At 63.2% G+C, this 16277-nt stretch carries 16 protein-coding genes; 9 read left to right on the forward strand and 7 right to left on the reverse strand.

The annotated features are described in order from the left end of the window. Window positions 1–10: 10 nt before the first annotated feature. Complete coding sequence (locus ABEA12_RS12950) at window positions 11–1195, reverse strand: MarP family serine protease (protein ID WP_210099929.1); 1185 nt, start codon at window positions 1193–1195, stop codon at window positions 11–13. Between the two features lie 209 nt (window positions 1196–1404). Here ABEA12_RS12950 and ABEA12_RS12955 point away from each other — a divergent pair, with 209 nt between their 5' ends. Further along, complete coding sequence (locus tag ABEA12_RS12955; protein WP_210099928.1) at window positions 1405–2082, forward strand: Crp/Fnr family transcriptional regulator; 678 nt, start codon at window positions 1405–1407, stop codon at window positions 2080–2082. A 124-nt stretch (window positions 2083–2206) separates the two neighbouring features. Here the strand turns inward: ABEA12_RS12955 and ABEA12_RS12960 are convergent, their stop codons facing one another. From ABEA12_RS12960 to sp36, 3 genes are read right to left on the reverse strand one after another with little or no spacing between them, the layout of a single operon-like run. Next, entirely contained in the window at window positions 2207–3157 is a 951-nt protein-coding gene (locus tag ABEA12_RS12960) for an NUDIX hydrolase (RefSeq protein ID WP_345468536.1), read from the reverse strand. Window positions 3158–3179: 22 nt separating this feature from the next. Further along, window positions 3180–3656, reverse strand: a complete 477-nt coding sequence (locus ABEA12_RS12965; RefSeq protein WP_210099927.1) for a RidA family protein — start codon at window positions 3654–3656, stop codon at window positions 3180–3182. Window positions 3657–3677: 21 nt separating this feature from the next. Beyond that, window positions 3678–3833, reverse strand: coding sequence for a Sp36 family protein (gene sp36 / locus ABEA12_RS12970; protein WP_181578252.1), 156 nt, complete (start codon window positions 3831–3833; stop codon window positions 3678–3680). A 37-nt stretch (window positions 3834–3870) separates the two neighbouring features. Between sp36 and ABEA12_RS12975 the strand changes: the two genes are divergently transcribed. The 4 genes from ABEA12_RS12975 (at window position 3871) to ABEA12_RS12990 (ending at window position 10955) form a co-directional block, all read left to right on the forward strand. Continuing rightward, a complete protein-coding gene (locus tag ABEA12_RS12975) occupies window positions 3871–6267 on the forward strand; it encodes a transglycosylase domain-containing protein (protein ID WP_345468538.1) in 2397 nt (798 codons plus the stop codon). A 4-nt stretch (window positions 6268–6271) separates the two neighbouring features. After that, window positions 6272–7225: a metallophosphoesterase gene (locus ABEA12_RS12980; RefSeq protein WP_210099926.1), complete on the forward strand. Its 954-nt coding sequence runs from the start codon at window positions 6272–6274 to the stop codon at window positions 7223–7225. A 134-nt stretch (window positions 7226–7359) separates the two neighbouring features. Next, window positions 7360–9150, forward strand: a complete 1791-nt coding sequence (locus ABEA12_RS12985; protein ID WP_210102459.1) for an ABC transporter ATP-binding protein — start codon at window positions 7360–7362, stop codon at window positions 9148–9150. Beyond that, on the forward strand, window positions 9147–10955 hold the full coding sequence (locus ABEA12_RS12990) for an ABC transporter ATP-binding protein (RefSeq protein WP_210099925.1): 1809 nt from the start codon (window positions 9147–9149) through the stop codon (window positions 10953–10955). Before ABEA12_RS12985 ends, ABEA12_RS12990 begins: the two co-directional genes overlap by 4 nt. A 137-nt stretch (window positions 10956–11092) precedes the next feature. Here the strand turns inward: ABEA12_RS12990 and ABEA12_RS12995 are convergent, their stop codons facing one another. The 3 genes from ABEA12_RS12995 to purD form a co-directional block, all read right to left on the reverse strand. Then, window positions 11093–11344: a hypothetical protein gene (locus ABEA12_RS12995; RefSeq protein ID WP_210099924.1), complete on the reverse strand. Its 252-nt coding sequence runs from the start codon at window positions 11342–11344 to the stop codon at window positions 11093–11095. A 193-nt stretch (window positions 11345–11537) separates the two neighbouring features. Continuing rightward, window positions 11538–12443 (reverse strand): phosphoribosylaminoimidazolesuccinocarboxamide synthase, encoded by a 906-nt coding sequence (locus tag ABEA12_RS13000; RefSeq protein WP_210099923.1) that lies wholly within the window; start codon window positions 12441–12443, stop codon window positions 11538–11540. Then, window positions 12444–13730 (reverse strand): phosphoribosylamine--glycine ligase, encoded by a 1287-nt coding sequence (gene purD / locus ABEA12_RS13005; RefSeq protein WP_210099922.1) that lies wholly within the window; start codon window positions 13728–13730, stop codon window positions 12444–12446. A gap of 185 nt (window positions 13731–13915) precedes the next feature. Between purD and ABEA12_RS13010 the strand changes: the two genes are divergently transcribed. The 4 genes from ABEA12_RS13010 to ABEA12_RS13025 are packed head-to-tail and all read left to right on the forward strand — an operon-like array spanning window position 13916 to window position 16270. Next, window positions 13916–14536 (forward strand): class I SAM-dependent methyltransferase, encoded by a 621-nt coding sequence (locus ABEA12_RS13010; RefSeq protein WP_210099921.1) that lies wholly within the window; start codon window positions 13916–13918, stop codon window positions 14534–14536. 5 nt (window positions 14537–14541) lie between these two features. After that, window positions 14542–15549, forward strand: coding sequence for an asparaginase (locus tag ABEA12_RS13015; RefSeq protein ID WP_210099920.1), 1008 nt, complete (start codon window positions 14542–14544; stop codon window positions 15547–15549). A gap of 6 nt (window positions 15550–15555) precedes the next feature. Further along, entirely contained in the window at window positions 15556–15930 is a 375-nt protein-coding gene (locus ABEA12_RS13020) for a sterol carrier family protein (protein ID WP_425571783.1), read from the forward strand. 13 nt (window positions 15931–15943) lie between these two features. After that, window positions 15944–16270, forward strand: coding sequence for a hypothetical protein (locus ABEA12_RS13025; protein ID WP_210099919.1), 327 nt, complete (start codon window positions 15944–15946; stop codon window positions 16268–16270). Window positions 16271–16277 lie beyond the last annotated feature (7 nt).

Raw genomic sequence — 16277 nt, forward strand, 5'->3', positions numbered from 1 at the left:
CCCGCACCTGCTAGTGCGGGGAACACGCGCCGGTGGGGACCGGCCGGCGGGCGGTTTCGGACTTTGCCAGAGCCTTGTCGATCTCCTCGAGCGCCAACGCATAACCGACTTCAGCGCCTCCCTTTGCCTTGGCGAAGACCATGCCAACCACCTTGCCCCTGGCATCGAGCATCGGTCCGCCCGAGTTGCCCTGTTCGACCTTCCCGGCAAGCTGGTAGATGCGAAGCGGGGTTGGTTCAGCGCCGTAGATGTTCTGGATCGCTACGGTGCTCAAGGATTCAACGACCGAACCCATGGAGCGGAAGGATCCTCCGCCGGGGAAGCCCAGGAATGCCGCACTGTCTCCTCGTTCCAGGTCCTTGCCCTGTTGAAGCGGTTCCAGGCCCAGGTCCGGGACATCCAGCACCGCGATGTCGGCCACGGAATCGAAGTACACGACGGATCCCGAAAGCACGTTCCCGTCTTGGGTGGTCACCGAGGGTTCGCTGATGCCGGCGACCACGTGGGCGTTGGTCATCACGCGGTCAGGTGCCAGCACAAAACCGGACCCCGCCTGGTTAACACCGCACGCGTAGGCAGTGCCGATGATCTTGACCACCGAGGCCGCCGCGGCATCGACACCGGCACCCAGGGACTCGGGCTCCGGCACATCGACGGCGACCTTGGGGGCAAAGGGTTCGAAAAGCTCGGGGATGGTCTGGCCCATGACCTGGGATCGCGCCGCGGTGACGAGGTTGGTGATCGGCTTGGGCGTCCAGGACGCGATGGTGCTCAGCACCCTCGAGTCCGCGATTTGCTGGGATACCCAGGGCACTCCCATGGTGGCCGCAGAGAGTGCGATCGCCGAGATCACCAGGGCCGCCATGACGGTGTTGGCGATGCCTCCAATGAGCCGATCGAAGGATTTGAGCACCGGAAAGTTCAGCCATAAGCGGATTCTCGCTCCGATGGCCATGCCGATTCCCTGGCCGATCAGGATGAAGAGCAGGCCCGAGGCCACGATCCAGAAGATTCGCCATCCTGGATTGGTAACCCAGGTCGAAACCAAGGGGATTGCGTAGAAAGCGGCAATGCCGCCGGCAAGAAAACCAATGATGGCGCCGAGCGTGACGAAGAAGCCTTTGCGCAGGCCAGAGACCAGAAAACTGACCAACGAAATGGCAAGCAACAAGTCCAACCATGTCAATCCGAACATTCAGCGTGGACCCCAACTTCTCTAACCGTGTGGCGGAACCCCAAGAAAGTCCCCCGAACACTACTCGCAGCCCCAAGTCTAGTCTGGACAGCGCGGGATTTCCCGCGATTCTAACCACATTCGGGCCCACGACGCGTGTGGAAGCTGTCACATAGGCAATGTGTACGGCACAATTGGAACAGCGCTAACGACAGTTGACAGGAGATTTTATGGATATCGAGGTACTGCGCCGAGCACCTCTCTTCGCTTCATTGGGCGACGAGGTGTTCTCTGCATTGACTGAAGAACTAACTGAAGTGGATCTATCCCGTGGCGCCTCGGTTTTCCGCGAGGGCGACCAGGGCGACCAGCTCTACTTCATTGTTTCGGGCAAGATCAAGCTGGGGCGCACCTCAACTGACGGTCGTGAAAACCTGATTGCCGTGCTTGGCCCGGGTGAACTGTTTGGCGAAATGGCCCTGTTCGATCCCAGCCCGCGCAACGCAACAGCGACTGCGGTCTCCGAAACCCGACTGGCTGGACTGCGCCACGAAAACCTGCGCAAGGTCATCTTGAGCAGCCCGGAGGTTTCGGTCCAGTTGCTGCAGGCACTGGCCTCACGCCTTCGCCGCACCAACGAGTCGCTGGCCGACTTGGTCTTCTCCGATGTTCCGGGTCGTGTCGCCAAGGCACTGCTGGACTTGGCGGACCGCTTTGGACGTCCGGCCACCGATGGCATCCTGGTCGCCCACGAACTGACGCAGGAGGAGCTGGCCCAACTTGTCGGCGCCTCGCGCGAGACAGTGAACAAGGCCCTGGCCGAGTTCGTACAGCGTGGATGGCTGCGCCTTGAGGCGCGCGCCGTCGTGATCCTGGATATCCAGCGTCTGCGCCAGCGTTCACGCTAGAACGCACCAGTGCTTGACCCGGTGTGGCGGGGTTCCCCTTTACGGGGAACCCCGCCACACCTGTTTCCGGCGCAGAGGCTGCCTGGCCCTGGGCAGGCTCTTACCCGTGGTGCCTACAGAGCAGCTAGCGGCCGCGGCCGCGGCCGCCACCTTCGGCAGCGGTCGTGGTGGTGACATCGAGGTAGAACTTCCCGCCCACTTCAACGAGTTCGGGATGGTAGCTTTTTAGCTCGCGCCGCACGGAGAGGTAGGCGACGGTGCCGCGGGTCGAAGCGATTTTTTCCAGGACGACCTCCACGGGAGGGGTCGTGAGCATGCTCAGCGGCAGGCCCACCGTGTCCGATGCACCCACTTCGTCGCCCAGGGCCGTGGTGCTGCGGTGCTCGATGACCTCGGATGCCACCTTCCAGCCCGCCCACACGCCCTTGCCCCGCAAGAGCCTCGGTTCTTGGCGTACCGGCAAGGCAGCAGCGAAATAGCGGGTATCAAAGCGTCGCAACGCGAAATTCGGGGAGATCCAGTGCGAGAGCGGTCGCAGCAGATCGGTGCGCAGGCCCAACCCGCGCTTCATCAGGACGTCGGCAAGCGACTTGTCCTGGCCAGCGACAGCTTCACGGACGGACATCCAGTCTTTGCTGTCGGTGTTTTCCACCACCGAGAGTTCATCGGTACCTGCGAGCAGAACACCGGTTTCCTCGAAGAGTTCTCGGATGGCGCAAACAATATGTGCCCTGACCATGCGTTGGTCAAGGATTCCCAGGCGCTTGGACCAGTCGGACAGGCTTGGCCCGTACCACGGGATCTCGGCCTCGTCGTCGCGCTCCAGGCTTCCGCCGGGAAACGCGACACTCCCGAGCGGCGAACCACCGGGACGATATCCCAAGTAAGTTTCGACACCTTTGGGAGAGTCCCTGATCAGCACCACCGAGGAGGCGCTTCTGGCGGTGCGCGGGGTCCTGCTACCGAAGGAAACCCAGTTTTCCGCGGCATCGTATTGAGTCGGCGGAAGGTCGAAAAGCCGACGCAGCAGCCCCGTGGACGGATTGCGCGGACTCGCCGCGGGAGTCTCGTTCACGGGGCTGTCGCCATTGTGCTGGTTACGCAAACTCAACGATCAGTTCGACCTCTACCGGAGCGTCCAGGGGAAGTGCCGCAACACCGACGGCGGAGCGGGCATGGATTCCCTTGTCGCCGAGCACTGCACCAAGGAATTCGGAGGCGCCGTTGACCACTGCCGGCTGGCCGGTGAACGACGGGTCGGAGGCCACAAAGCCCACGACCTTGACCACGCGGACAATGCGATCCAGATCGCCAATGACGTCCTTGATGGCTGCCAGCGCGTTTAGTGCGCAGGCCTGAGCCTGGCCTGCGGCGGTCTCTGCCGAGACCTCGGCTCCGACCTTGCCCGAGGCTGTGAGTTCCCCGTTAATAAACGGCAGCTGCCCCGAGGTGTAAACCAGGTTTCCGGTGATGGTGGCCGGCACGTATGCGGCCACCGGTGCGGCGACTGCGGGCAGGGTGTGCCCGAGCTCGTTCAGGCGTGCTTCAACTGCTGAAGAAGTCTCTTGTTGCATGGGTTTGACTCGTTTCTTTTCTTAGGCCTTGGGACGCTTGAGGTAAGCGACCGGTGCGTTTCCATTGGGACCGGGAACGACGGCGACAAGCTCCCAACCGTCGTCACCCCACTGGTCCAGGATCTGCTTTGTGGCGTGAATAATTAGCGGCAAAGTGGCGTACTCCCATTTGGTCATAACCGATACGTTAGCGCGTCCTTGTAAACTAGTGGGCATGGCAGCTAAAAAGTCCCCGTTTTTTGATACGGCTACCACCCTCGGCAAGATCGTTGCCTTCTTTGGGGTGAGCGCCTTATGTGGCGTACTTGCGGCAGGGTTGATGATCCCCGTCGCTTCTCTTGCCGGCAGTGGCGCCAGCGCCGGCTCCGAGGTATTCGATGCGCTGCCAGCAAGTTTCAAGGGTGAGCCCATCGCCCAGCCTTCGAAGGTCCTGGCAAAAGACGGGTCGACGATCGCCACCTTCTATTCGGAAAACCGGCAGCCGGTAGAACTCAAAGACATTTCCAAGATCATGCAGAAGGCGATCGTTTCCATTGAGGACGAACGCTTCTACGAGCACAACGGTGTGGATATCCGCGGCATTGCCCGCGCAGCGGTGAACAACTTCACCTCCTCGTCCCAGCAGGGCGCCTCCACCCTGACCCAGCAGTACGTCAACAACCTCATCGTCAACGCCGACGTCGTCAACGGGGTGGACCGCTCAGAGATGACGGTCTCGGGCAGCAAGGACATTGCCGACAAGGCCCGCGAAGCCAAGCTGGCGGTCTCCATCGAGAAGAAGATGACCAAGGACGAGATCCTTGAGGGCTACCTGAACCTCGTGTTGTTCTCCGGACGCAACTACGGCATCCAGGCCGCAGCCCAGCGCTTCTACTCGGTGGACGCCAAGGACCTGAACCTGCAGCAGTCAGCGATGCTCGCCGGCATGGTTCAGTTGCCCAACGCGTACAACCCGGAAAAGAGCCCCGAGCGTAGCCTCAAGCGTCGCAACACCGTACTGGCTGCCATGCTGCGTACCGGTGCAATCGACAAGGCGGAATATGACAAGGCTGCCAAGTCCAAGCTTGCGCTGAAGCCGCACCAGGTCAAGTCCGGCTGCATCGCAGCTGATTCCGGAGCCTTCTTCTGCGACTACGTCACCAGGCTGATCACCACCGACAAGGCATACGGCAAGACCAAGAAGGATCGTGAGAACCTGCTCTACCGCGGTGGCCTGACCATCCAGACCACCTTGGATCTGCGCCTGCAGCAGGAAGCGGAAAAGCAGTCCAAGCGGATCATCCCGGCCGACGACAAGTCGAACATAGGCGCTTCCATCGTGACGGTGGAACCCGGTACCGGAAACATCTTGGCCATGGGCCAGAACAAGACCTACGGCCCCACGGACAAGGACAAGGGTCCTGTCACCATGATCAACTTCGCCGTGGAGAAGGCACTTGGCGGTGCAGGCGGCTTCCAGGGGGGGTCCACCATGAAGCCCTATACGACCATGGCGTGGCTCGAATCCGGGCACAACATGTGGGACAGGATCAGTGCCCCCAATAAGAAGAACTACCCGGAGTCATTCAAATGGAAGGCTTCATGCCTTGCTCGCGGCTACGCTACGTCCGGCGGCGGGGCCGAGGGCTGGTCTCCGGCGAACGCCGTCAAGGGCTACCCGTCATCGATGAGTGTCGACTACGGACTATTCAATTCCGTAAACACCGCGACGATCACCGAAGCCTCCAAGCTGGACCTTTGTGACATCTCGAAAGCAACCGAACGCTTGGGCCTTCTCGACTATGACAACTACACGGATTTTAAAACCGGCGAGAAAACCACCACGGCTCAACCGATTTCTCCTGCCAACCCATCATTCGTGATCGGTTCGGCGCGCATCACCCCGCTGGCCCAGGCCACCGCCTTTGCAGCCTTGGCCAACGATGGCGAATTCTGCGAGAACCGTGCGCTGACTTCCGTCACCGACGCCAAGGGCACCGAATACAAGGTCAAGCCGGTGGAGTGCAGACAGGAAGTCAGTCCGCAGGTCGTTGCCGACATGAACGGCACCATGAAGAAGATCGCTTCGCAGAAGGTCGCCAAGGGAAGCATCGGCTACCCGATCGCGGGCAAGACCGGTACTAACAACGGGGCCAACTCGACTTGGTTCGTGGGCTACACCACAGGCATGACCTCCGCGGCCTGGGTCGGTCGCTACGACAAGCAGTCGAACCTGGAAACCATGGACAAGGAAATCGCCGGCGTGACCCGTCGCTGGACCGACTCGGGCACCTGGGCCTCCCCGCTGTGGACGAACTACATGAAGCAGGTCGGGGAACTATACCCGGCCAAGAAGTTCGGCAACGCCAAGTCCGCCCCCAAGGCGCCGCCGAAGGAAGACAAAAAGGACTCTTCCAACGACTCCAAGTCCTCGGATGAGTCCAAGTCGGCCAAGGACAGCTCCAAGGACAGCTCCAAGGACAAGCCGAGCAACAAGCCAAAGAATTCCACGGCCCCCAAGGAAGTAAAAATCCCCAAGAGCGAAAACAAGGAAAAGGGCAAGGACAAGGGCAGCTCCAAGCAGAACAGCGGCAGCAGCAAGGCTCCCACCCCTCCGAAGAAATCCGACTAGAGCCATGGTGATTTCATCCCCACTGCCCAAAGCGGCCTCACGCGCTGTGCGTGTGGGCGCTTTGGCGGCTGCAGCAGCAACGGCTTCCGCCGGTGTTGCCTTTGGCTACGGCCTGGCCCAGACCACCCGATTCGTTCTTCGCGAGGAAAGCCTCGCGCTGCTGCCCCCCGGTTCGGAATCGATCAAGGTTTTGCACATCTCGGACATTCACATGGTTCCCCGGCAGGAGCTCAAGCGTCGGTGGCTGCACTCACTGGCAGACCTGAAACCGGACTTCGTCGTGAACACCGGTGACAATCTTGGCCATCCGAAGGGCTTGGACCCCCTGTTGGAGGCCTTGGGCCCGCTCATGGCGTTCCCCGGGGCGTTCGTGCCGGGATCGAATTGCTACTTCGCACCACGACCCAAGAACCCCCTGCGCTACCTGGCCAATCGCGCGGACACCCCGCGCAACTCCCCCAAGCACCAATTGCCCTGGGAGCAGATGCACCGGGGGTTCGGTGCCGGCGGTTGGATCAACTTGACCAACAGGAACCACTCATTGGCCGTACGCGGCACCCGGCTGGACCTCACCGGGGTCGATGACCCGCACTTGGGACTGGAGCGCTTTGCCGGCTGGCCGGCAGGTTCCTCGACGTCGAGTGCTGCCCCCCACTTGCGCATTGCACTGACTCACGCTCCGTACCAACGCGTCCTTGACGCCTTTACCGCCGCGGACACCGATTTGGTGCTGGCCGGGCACACGCATGGTGGACAGGTGTGCCTCCCCGGTTACGGGGCCCTGGTGACCAATTGCGACCTGCCCACGTGGCGTGCAAGCGGCTTGAACCGATGGGATTTTCAGGACAAGAGCACCGAGCTGAACGTGTCGGCCGGCATTGGCACCTCGCGCTTTGCCCCGGTGCGCATTGCCTGCCCACCCGAGGCCGTGCTGTTGACATTGACCGCCAGGGGCTAACCCGCCGCATCCGATTGAACAATCCCAACCCCACGCTGTAGGGTATTCCCAATAGCGAATTGGTGTGCGGGATTAGGGGTCGGACAAAGGTGGCAGTACAACTAGGACACGCCCCTACCGAGGGCACACCCACGATGGGTCGGACATTCGCGCGGCTGCTGCCGTTCGTCAAACCCATCATGCCGAGACTGTTCTTCGGTTTCATATGCGCGCTTGCCGCGGGCATCGTCGCCCTGACCATCCCCCAGGTCCTGGCCTGGCTGGTGAACAACGTCCTGCATCCCGAGGGAAACAGCTCCGATGTCTGGCTGGCGGTGGGCCTGGTCGCAGGGCTGGGCGCACTCGAGGCGGCGTTGGTGTTCCTTCGCCGGCAATTCGTTATCACCCCTGCCGCACGCCTGGAAACCCAGATGCGGGTGCGTTTCTACGAACACCTCCAACGGCTTCCCGTGGCGTTCCACGAACGCTGGGGCTCCGGGCAGCTGCTCTCCAGGTCCATGTCGGACCTCAGCCTGCTGCGCCGTTGGCTGGCATTCGGATCGTTGATGCTGGTGGTTTCCACTGTCACCGTGCTGACCGGCTTGGTCTTGATGTTCAACAGCAGCTGGGTGTTGGGCAGCATCTATCTCGTCGGCGCCATCCCGATCACCATCAAGGCCTTCCACTTCCGCAACACCTACAAGACGGCAAGCCGCCTCAGCCAGGACCAAGCCGGAGACCTGGCCACGGCCGTCGAGGAATCCGTGCACGGGATCCGTGTCATCAAGGCCTTTGGCCGGGGCCGGCACATGTATGACGGATTCAATTCCCGGGCCAGCCAGTTGCGTGACACCGAAGTCACCAAGGCCAGGACCCTGGCCAGTTTCCTGGTCTTCATCGTTTCGATCCCCGAGACCGCACTGGGTCTGGGCCTAGTGGCCGGCCTCTGGCTCACCTCCCAGGACCAACTGAGCATCGGTGCACTGGTCGCCTTCTTCGCCACCGCCACGGTGCTGGCGGGCCCGGTGGAGAACATGGGCATGCTGCTGGGCATGACGCTGACCACCAAGACCGCGCTGGACCGCCACTTCGAGGTCATGGACGCCGAAAACACCATCACCTCCCCCGATGATCCACGCAGGCCAGCCGACCCGGTCGGTGAACTGGTGCTGAGCAACGTCCATTTCTCGTTCCCGGACGCGGCCGGAACCAGCGCACCCACGCTGCGAGGCGTCAACCTGCGGGTGCGGCCCGGGGAAACCATGGCCCTGGTCGGGATGACCGGCACCGGCAAGTCCACGCTGCTCCAGCTCATCCCCCGCCTGCACGAGGCAACCTCCGGCCGCGTGCTCATCGACGGGATCGACGTGCGCGATTGGGACCTGACCGAACTTCGCCGGTGCGTGGCCGTGGCATTCGAGGACACCATCTTGTTTTCCGCTTCCATTCGCGAAAACGTTCTCCTCGGTGCCCCCGAACTGCCCGAGGCTCACCTCGGCGCCCTGCTCGATGAGGCAATCGACACTGCGCAGGCCGGATTCGCCCGCTCGCTGCCCAACGGGCTGGACACCGTCATCGGCGAGGAGGGGCTCTCCCTGTCCGGAGGCCAGCGCCAGCGCATCGCCCTTGCCCGGGCCATTGCCGCCAAGCCGCGGATACTGGTTCTCGATGACCCGCTCTCTGCGCTGGATGTGCGCACCGAGGAAACGGTCACCGAGAAGCTGCGCACCACCTTGGACGGGACAACCACGCTGATCGTCGCACACCGGCCTTCCACGGTGATGCTGGCCGACAGGGTCGCACTGCTCAAGGACGGCGCCATCCACGATGTGGGAACCCACTCGGAATTGCTCGCCGGGAACACACACTACCGATTCGTGATCGCCAGCCTCGAGGACGAGGAAGATCCCGACACCACCACCCTGGGAGGCGGGCCACGGTCATGAGCACCAACACCGGAGTGTCCAACGAGGACGCGCTCACCCTGACCAAGGACCAACGCAAACGCGTGCGCGCCCGCTCTTGGCGGTTGCTCGCCTCCCTTGCAGCCAAGCAGAAACCGATGCTGGTGCTGACCTTGGTGCTCGTCGTGATCTCCAATGCCGCCCGCGCGGCCTTCCCGCTGCTGATCGCCTGGGCCATCGACTGGGGACTGCCGCAGGTCACCAGCGGCAACGTGGCTGCCCTGGGTATCACCGGCGGGGCATACGTGCTCTGTGCGATCCTGGCTGGCACCCTGCTGGGCTGGTATATCCTGTGCACCGCACGGATGTCCCAGGCGATGTTGCTGGATTTGCGCCTGAAGGTCTTCAGGCACACCCAGCGCCTCAGCCTGGAATTCCACGAGAACTACACCTCCGGGCGCATCATTTCGCGGCAGACCTCCGACCTGGAGACCTTGCGCGAGCTGCTGGACCAAGGCATCTCCGAACTCGTCTCCTCGGGCGTCTTCGTGGTGTTCACGTTGCTCTCGATCTTCCTTCTTGATTGGCGCTCGGGATTCCTTGTGATGATCGCCGCCATCCCGATCTCGCTGCTCTTTGCCTGGTACCAGCACCGCTCCGAGGTCGTCTACCGCGAATCCCGGGTGGTCTCGGCCCGGCTCATCGGTTCCTTCGTTGAAACCATGACCGGGATCCGCGCGGTCAAGGCCTTCCGCAAGGAAAAGGCCAACGATGCCAGCTACGGAAAGGTCGCCGCCGAATTCCGCGACAACTCGATCCGCTCCATCAACCTCTTCGGGGTGCTTCAACCGGGGCTGGTGCTCATCGGCAACCTTGCAGTGGCCGCGGTCCTCGCCTGGGGCGGATTCCGCATCCTTGACGGAACACTTGCCGTGGGCGTGCTGGTGGCCCTGCTGCTGGCCACCAAGCGCGTTTTCCAGCCCGTTGAAGGCATCGCGATGTTCTACTCCTCGCTGCAGGCCGCAACCGCAGCCCTGGAAAAGGTCTCTGGCCTGCTCGAGGAAGCTCCCTCGGTGGTGGAACCGGAGAAACCTAGGCCCCTTGGCGACGTGGCCGGTGCACTGAGATTCTCCAACGCGGTCTTTGGTTATGGCGACGGACCGGTGATCATGGACCGGTTCGACCTGGACATCCCGGCCGGGCAGACCATTGCCGTGGTCGGCCAGACAGGCGCGGGAAAATCCACGCTGGCCAAGCTCATCGCCAGGTTCTACGACCTGCGCTCCGGATCGCTGACCCTGGATTCGGTGCCCATCGAGCAGATCGGCAACGACGATCTGCGCAGGCATGTGGTGATGGTGACCCAGGAGTCGTTCCTGTTTTCCGGGACGGTCTCGGAGAACATCGCGCTGGGCAAGCCCGGGGCGAGCATCGAGGAGATCATCCTGGCCGCCCGCGCGGTGGGCGCCCACGAATTCATTACGGCGTTGCCCGAGGGGTACGACACGGATGTGAACAAGCGCGGCGGCCGCGTCTCATCGGGCCAGCGCCAGCTCATATCCTTTGCCCGGGCCTTCCTGGCTGACCCGGCCGTGCTGATACTCGACGAGGCCACCAGTTCGCTGGACATCCCCTCCGAGCGTGCCGTCCAGCGCGGCCTGCAGACCCTGCTGGGCAACCGCACGGCGTTGATCATTGCGCACCGGCTTTCCACCGTGCAGATCGCTGACAGGGTGCTGGTGGTCCATGACGGGAAGATCGTCGAGGACGGCTCCCCTGCAGAGCTCATCGGTTCCCAGGGGCGCTTCGCCGCCCTGCACAAGGCATGGCGCGAGTCACTGGTCTAGGTCGTACTCGGCCCCACCGCGCAAGCCCTCAAGGCATCCTTTCAATGTAGTCCTCCGGCAACTAGAAGCCAGGCGCCCATACCCTGGGACGATTTGGCGTTCCGGTGGCGCTTGGCGTGTTGTGCGCTGGCCTGCGGTTAGGTGGGCGATCCAGGGATACCGGCAGCAATGCCTTTGATCTCGACGCCACCGAGAACGGCACGTTGCCCGTCGAAGTCGAGCTCCCCGAGAGTATTGATGCCCCAAGCGTGCGCCTGCTTGCACAAAATGGCGAGGACAAATCCGTAGGATGCGTCATCGTCTCTCGCGCGGAAGATGCTTAAGGCTGGGTCGCAGGCTGCGGCGCACCGGGCGCTGCGGGAGAGGTCGTGCAGGCCACGGGATCCCATCCCACCCCACCAAAAAAGTCATCGTTGACAAGGACGGTGCGGACACCTCGGAACGCGAAGCCGGCCGGTGGGCCCGGCTGAACAACAACATCCTGGTATCCGCAAAAAAGCAAGGCTTCCAACGGGCAGGCAAAAGGCCCGGTGAAGCCCATCCGAAGATGCGTTTCACCGGGCCTCTCGATCCCGGCGTGGACTAGGCGCTGAAGGACAGGCCGGTCAGTCGCTCGTAGGCCTCAATGTAACGTTCGCGGGTGCGCTCGATGATCTCCGTGGGCAACGCGGGGGGTTCCTGGCCGGAGTCCTTGTCCCAGCCCGAGTCCTCGGAAGTGAGCCAGTCACGAACGAACTGCTTGTCGAAGGAAGGCTGTGCAGCTCCGGGCTCGTAGGTCTCGGCGTCCCAGAAGCGTGAGGAATCAGGGGTGAGAACCTCGTCACCCAGGGTGATCTCTCCATTGGAGGGATCGATTCCGAACTCGACCTTGGTGTCTGCCAGGATGATGCCGCAGGTGCGGGCGATGTCCTCGGCGCGCGTGTACAGGGCCAACGTGGCATCACGCAGATCAGCTGCCTGCTGGCCGCCGATGCGCGCCGCGGTTTCCTCGAAGGTGATGTTCTCGTCGTGTTCCCCGACCTCGGCCTTGGCCGAGGGTGTGAAGATCGTCGGCTCAAGCTTGGAGCCGTTGACCATACCCGCCTTCAGCGGAAGCGCACACACTGTCTGGCGTTTCTGGTACTCCAGCAGTCCGGAGCCGGTCAGGTAACCGCGGGCGATGCATTCGATCGGAAACATCTCGAGCTTTTTGCAAACCATGGCACGTCCGGAGACGGCCTCTGGCACATCGGTGGAGATCACGTGGTTGGGGATCTCGGTGAGCTGCTCGAACCACCACAGGCTCAGCTGGGTCAGGACTTTGCCCTTGTCCGGGATCTCGGATTCAAGGACGAAGTCGTAAGCGCTGATCCTGTCGCTGGCCACAACCAGTACGCGGTCCGTTTCCTCGAAGGTGGAACCGGCCGGGACGTAGAGGTCACGGACCTTGCCCGAGTAGAAGTGCGTCCAGCCCTCCAGATCCAGGGTCTCGGTATTCAGACCTGACATTTAGTGGGTTCCTTCCGAGAGTTTGATCTGGCCGTTGGCGGCCTTCAAGGCGATGTCGGTGCGATGCTGGGCACCGTCCCAGGAGATGGCGGCGATCCCAGCGTAGGCCTTTGCGCGGGCCGCGTGCAGGTCCGCGCCGAGTCCTACGACGGCGAGCACCCTGCCGCCGGCCACGACGGTCTCGCCGGCAGCGTTGACGCTGGTTCCGGCGTGCAGGACCGAGACGCCTTCGAGGGATTCGGCCTGTTCCAGGCCGTGGATCACGGCACCCTTGACGGGGTTCTCCGGATAATTTTCCGCGGCCATGACCACCCCGACAGCGGTCTCGGGGTGCCAGTGCAGTTGCTCCGCCTCGTCCAGTTCGCCCTTGGCCGCGGCCAGCAGCAACCCGCCAAGCGGGGTCTTCAGCCGTGCGAGCACCGCCTGGGTTTCAGGGTCCCCGAAGCGCGCATTGAATTCGATCACGCGGATTCCGCGGGTAGTGATGGCCAGGCCGCAGTAGAGCACCCCGGTGAAAGGGGTGCCGCGGGAGTCCATGTCGCGCAGCGTCGGGTAGGCGACTCGCTCCATGACTTCGTCGACGAATCCCGTCGGAAGCCATGGCAGAGGCGAATAGGCACCCATGCCACCGGTATTAGGGCCTTCATCGTTGTCGAAGATGCGCTTGAAGTCCTGGGCTGGGGCCAGCGGAACGGCGTGGGTTCCGTCGCAGATCACGAAGAGGGAAACCTCCGGGCCGTCAAGGAATTCCTCGATGACCACCGTGCCGCCGGCTTCGAAGCAGGTTTCGGCGTGGGCCAGGGCCTCGGCGCGGTCGGAGGTGACCACGACTCCCTTGCCGGCGGCCAATCCATCGTCCTTGACCACATAGGGGGCACCAAAAGCATCAAGCGCGTCGGCGGCTTCGCGCGTGTTGGTGGCCACCTTGGCCATGGCCGTGGGCACCTCTGCCTCGGCCATCACTTTCTTGGCGAAGGCCTTGGAGGCCTCTAGCTGAGCAGCGCCTTGGGTGGGTCCGAAGACCGGGATGCCGGCGATGAGCAGAGCGTCCGCCACTCCTGCTGCCAGGGGCGCCTCGGGGCCAACCACGACCAGGTCCGATTCCAGATCGGTGGCCAAGGCCACCACTGCTGCGGGGTCCTGGGCATCGATGTCGTGGGTGGTGACTTCACTCGATATCCCTGCATTGCCAGGTGCACAATGCAGGTCGGTGACGTAGGGATCCGCAGCCAAAGAGCGGATCAGTGCATGTTCGCGGCCGCCGGGGCCAATAACCAGTACCTTCACGAGGCATTAGCCTACCGGGTTTGCCCCGGTGAACGCCTCCCCGGGACGCGGTCCCGACGCATTGGCCCAACCGCGGTTTCACGCTCCGGTTCCCGCCACACGTCCGTACCACGTTGCCATCCGTACCCAGGGCCGGCCTCGGGTCCCACCGCGGCGCCTGGGCCCCCTGCATCTATGCTCATTACATGGAACACGAAACCCTCTGGCAGCAGCAGGCGCGCCGGGATCCCCGGCAGGCCAGGAACTACATCGAACGCTTCGCGCAGCTGCGCGAATCCGGTGAGGATCTCGACGGCGAGGCCCGGTTCCTCGATGCGGTGCTCCCCCGCGGGGCACGCGTGCTTGATGCCGGCTGCGGAACCGGGCGGGTCGGCGGGGCGCTGGCCGCCCGCGGCCACCACGTCACCGGGGTGGACCTCGATAGAGAGCTGCTGGGCGCCGCCCGGATCGACCATCCGGATTCGCGCTGGATGCAAGGGAACCTTGAAACACTTGAGTTGCTGGATAGAAGCGGAAACCAGGAGACCTTCGACGGGGTCATCTGTCCGGGCAACGTGCTCGCGTTCGTGGCACCGGGAACCGCGGGAAAGGTCTTGAGGTCGCTGGCCGCGCATTTGGCACCGGGAGGCCGGGTCGTTGTGGGGTTCTCTCCCCTGAAAGGTTATTCGGTTGCGAGTTTTGAAACCGATGCGGCGGCGGCCGGATTGGGGATCACCGCCCGGTTCTCCAGCTGGGATATGCGCTCGATCACCCCGGGAGCCGACTTCGTCGTTGCACTTCTGGACCCGGAGCAGACAGTAAACTAGGTCATATGGCCGAAACCTTGCTTGCTTCCGAGACCGTGGACCTTATTGTGCTCGAACGCAACGGGTTCGTTGAATCCCGCCATCGCGGTTCCGCGGTCGTCGTCGATGCGACAGGTGGGGTGCTCGGCGCACTGGGCGACCCCGGGGTCCTGGTGTATCCGCGCTCCTCGCTCAAGCCGTTCCAGGCGCTGGCCTCGATGCAGTCCGGTGTTCCGCTGCGTGGCGCCCAGGTCGCGTTGGCCTGCGCCAGCCACGTGGGCAGCATCGAACACACCGAGGTTGTCCAATCGATGCTGGCCAAGGCCGGGCTGTCCGAATCGGACCTACTGTGCCCCGCTGCTTGGCCGGCGGATGAGCAGACCCGCACCGAACGGATCCGGGCGGGGCTGGGCAAGTCGGCACTGTGCTTCAACTGTTCCGGCAAGCACGCCGCTTTCTTGTGGGCATGTAAGGAAAAAGGCTGGGACACCAAGACCTATCTGTCCGCCGAGCATCCGTTGCAGAAGCGGGTCATCGAAGTCATCGAGGAATACGCCGGCGAACCGATCTCACACCTGGGTGTGGACGGGTGCGGCGCCCCTGTCCCTGTCATCTCCCTCGCGGGCCTGGCCCGAGCAGGTTCGAAGCTCGCCCAAGCCCCAGGCAACAAGCACGCCGATGCCCGGGCGGCAACGATTGCCACAGCAATGCTTGATTATCCGTGGGCTGTCCAGGGCCACGGGAAGCCCAACTCCGTGGTGATGGAAGACCTGGGAGTCATAGCCAAGCTCGGTGCCGAGGGTGTCTTGGTGCTTGCCGCGCCGTGCGGGATCGCCGTTGCGGTGAAGATGAGTGACGGCTCGGGGCGCGGAAGCGACTTGCTGGCCCTGACGCTGCTGGCCAATGCGGGCGCCATCAGCACCACCGAGCTCGCCGACACCCTGGCCAAGCTGACGCATCCGGTCCTTGGTGGCGGGATTCAGGTAGGTTCCGTGCGCCTGGCCAAGCCGGTCATGGATTTATTGGACGCCTAGGACATCGTGGCCATCAAACGACGCATCGATCCGGCCAAGGGCGCACGCGCCTTCCGCCAGTGGATCGACAACGCAAGCAAGGAAGCCACGGCGCTTCCCCGGCCTGTCATTGCCATGGCGGTTCGCTACACCCTCGAGGAACTGGCCAGCCGGGCCGAGGGCAACTCGGTCGAGGTGCGGGTCCCGCCTTTCGGCGTGACCCAGTGCATTGCCGGCCCGCGGCACACCCGCGGCACACCCCCGAACGTCATTGAACTACCCGCCGAGATCTGGCTGGCGCTTGCGGCGGGCAAGATAGGCTGGGAAGCAGCGGTGGCCACCGGGAAGGTCGCAGCTTCCGGGCTCCGCGCAGACCTGTCCGCCGAGCTCCCACTGGTTTAGTACCCTAGAGGGTATGGACTCCAGCAATAACCCCAGCAATACCCCCGAACACGAGCCGGCCCCCCAGAACATCGAGGTCCAGGTGTACGCGGCACCGAAATTCTGGCCGTTCATGGGTGTCGGAGCGCTGGTCGGCGTCATCATCGCCTTCATTTCGGCATATCTCGGGCCGGAGTCGGCCGAGATCTCGCGCGGCTCGGTCGCCGGCTTCTTGGCGGTCGGCTTCGCTTTCGTCGGTGTCTTGGTCGCCGGCATCGTTTTCCTTGTTGTGGATCGCATCACCCGCAAAAAGGGACGTCGTGCGCTTGCCGTGCCGATGGGTGAGCCAGAACACCCCTAGAACCGCA

This window comes from Paeniglutamicibacter antarcticus (genome assembly GCF_039544305.1).
Classification (GTDB): domain Bacteria; phylum Actinomycetota; class Actinomycetes; order Actinomycetales; family Micrococcaceae; genus Paeniglutamicibacter; species Paeniglutamicibacter antarcticus_C.

Coding starts and splice junctions, on each gene's coding strand:
- ABEA12_RS12950 (WP_210099929.1), bottom strand. CDS start 1,195: ATGTTCGGATTGACATGGTTGGACTTGTTGCTTGCCATTTCGTTGGTC.
- ABEA12_RS12955 (WP_210099928.1), top strand. CDS start 1,405: ATGGATATCGAGGTACTGCGCCGAGCACCTCTCTTCGCTTCATTGGGC.
- ABEA12_RS12965 (WP_210099927.1), bottom strand. CDS start 3,656: ATGCAACAAGAGACTTCTTCAGCAGTTGAAGCACGCCTGAACGAGCTC.
- sp36 (WP_181578252.1), bottom strand. CDS start 3,833: ATGACCAAATGGGAGTACGCCACTTTGCCGCTAATTATTCACGCCACA.
- ABEA12_RS12975 (WP_345468538.1), top strand. CDS start 3,871: ATGGCAGCTAAAAAGTCCCCGTTTTTTGATACGGCTACCACCCTCGGC.
- ABEA12_RS12980 (WP_210099926.1), top strand. CDS start 6,272: ATGGTGATTTCATCCCCACTGCCCAAAGCGGCCTCACGCGCTGTGCGT.
- ABEA12_RS12985 (WP_210102459.1), top strand. CDS start 7,360: ATGGGTCGGACATTCGCGCGGCTGCTGCCGTTCGTCAAACCCATCATG.
- ABEA12_RS12990 (WP_210099925.1), top strand. CDS start 9,147: ATGAGCACCAACACCGGAGTGTCCAACGAGGACGCGCTCACCCTGACC.
- ABEA12_RS12995 (WP_210099924.1), bottom strand. CDS start 11,344: ATGGGATCCCGTGGCCTGCACGACCTCTCCCGCAGCGCCCGGTGCGCC.
- ABEA12_RS13000 (WP_210099923.1), bottom strand. CDS start 12,443: ATGTCAGGTCTGAATACCGAGACCCTGGATCTGGAGGGCTGGACGCAC.
- ABEA12_RS13010 (WP_210099921.1), top strand. CDS start 13,916: ATGGAACACGAAACCCTCTGGCAGCAGCAGGCGCGCCGGGATCCCCGG.
- ABEA12_RS13015 (WP_210099920.1), top strand. CDS start 14,542: ATGGCCGAAACCTTGCTTGCTTCCGAGACCGTGGACCTTATTGTGCTC.
- ABEA12_RS13025 (WP_210099919.1), top strand. CDS start 15,944: ATGGACTCCAGCAATAACCCCAGCAATACCCCCGAACACGAGCCGGCC.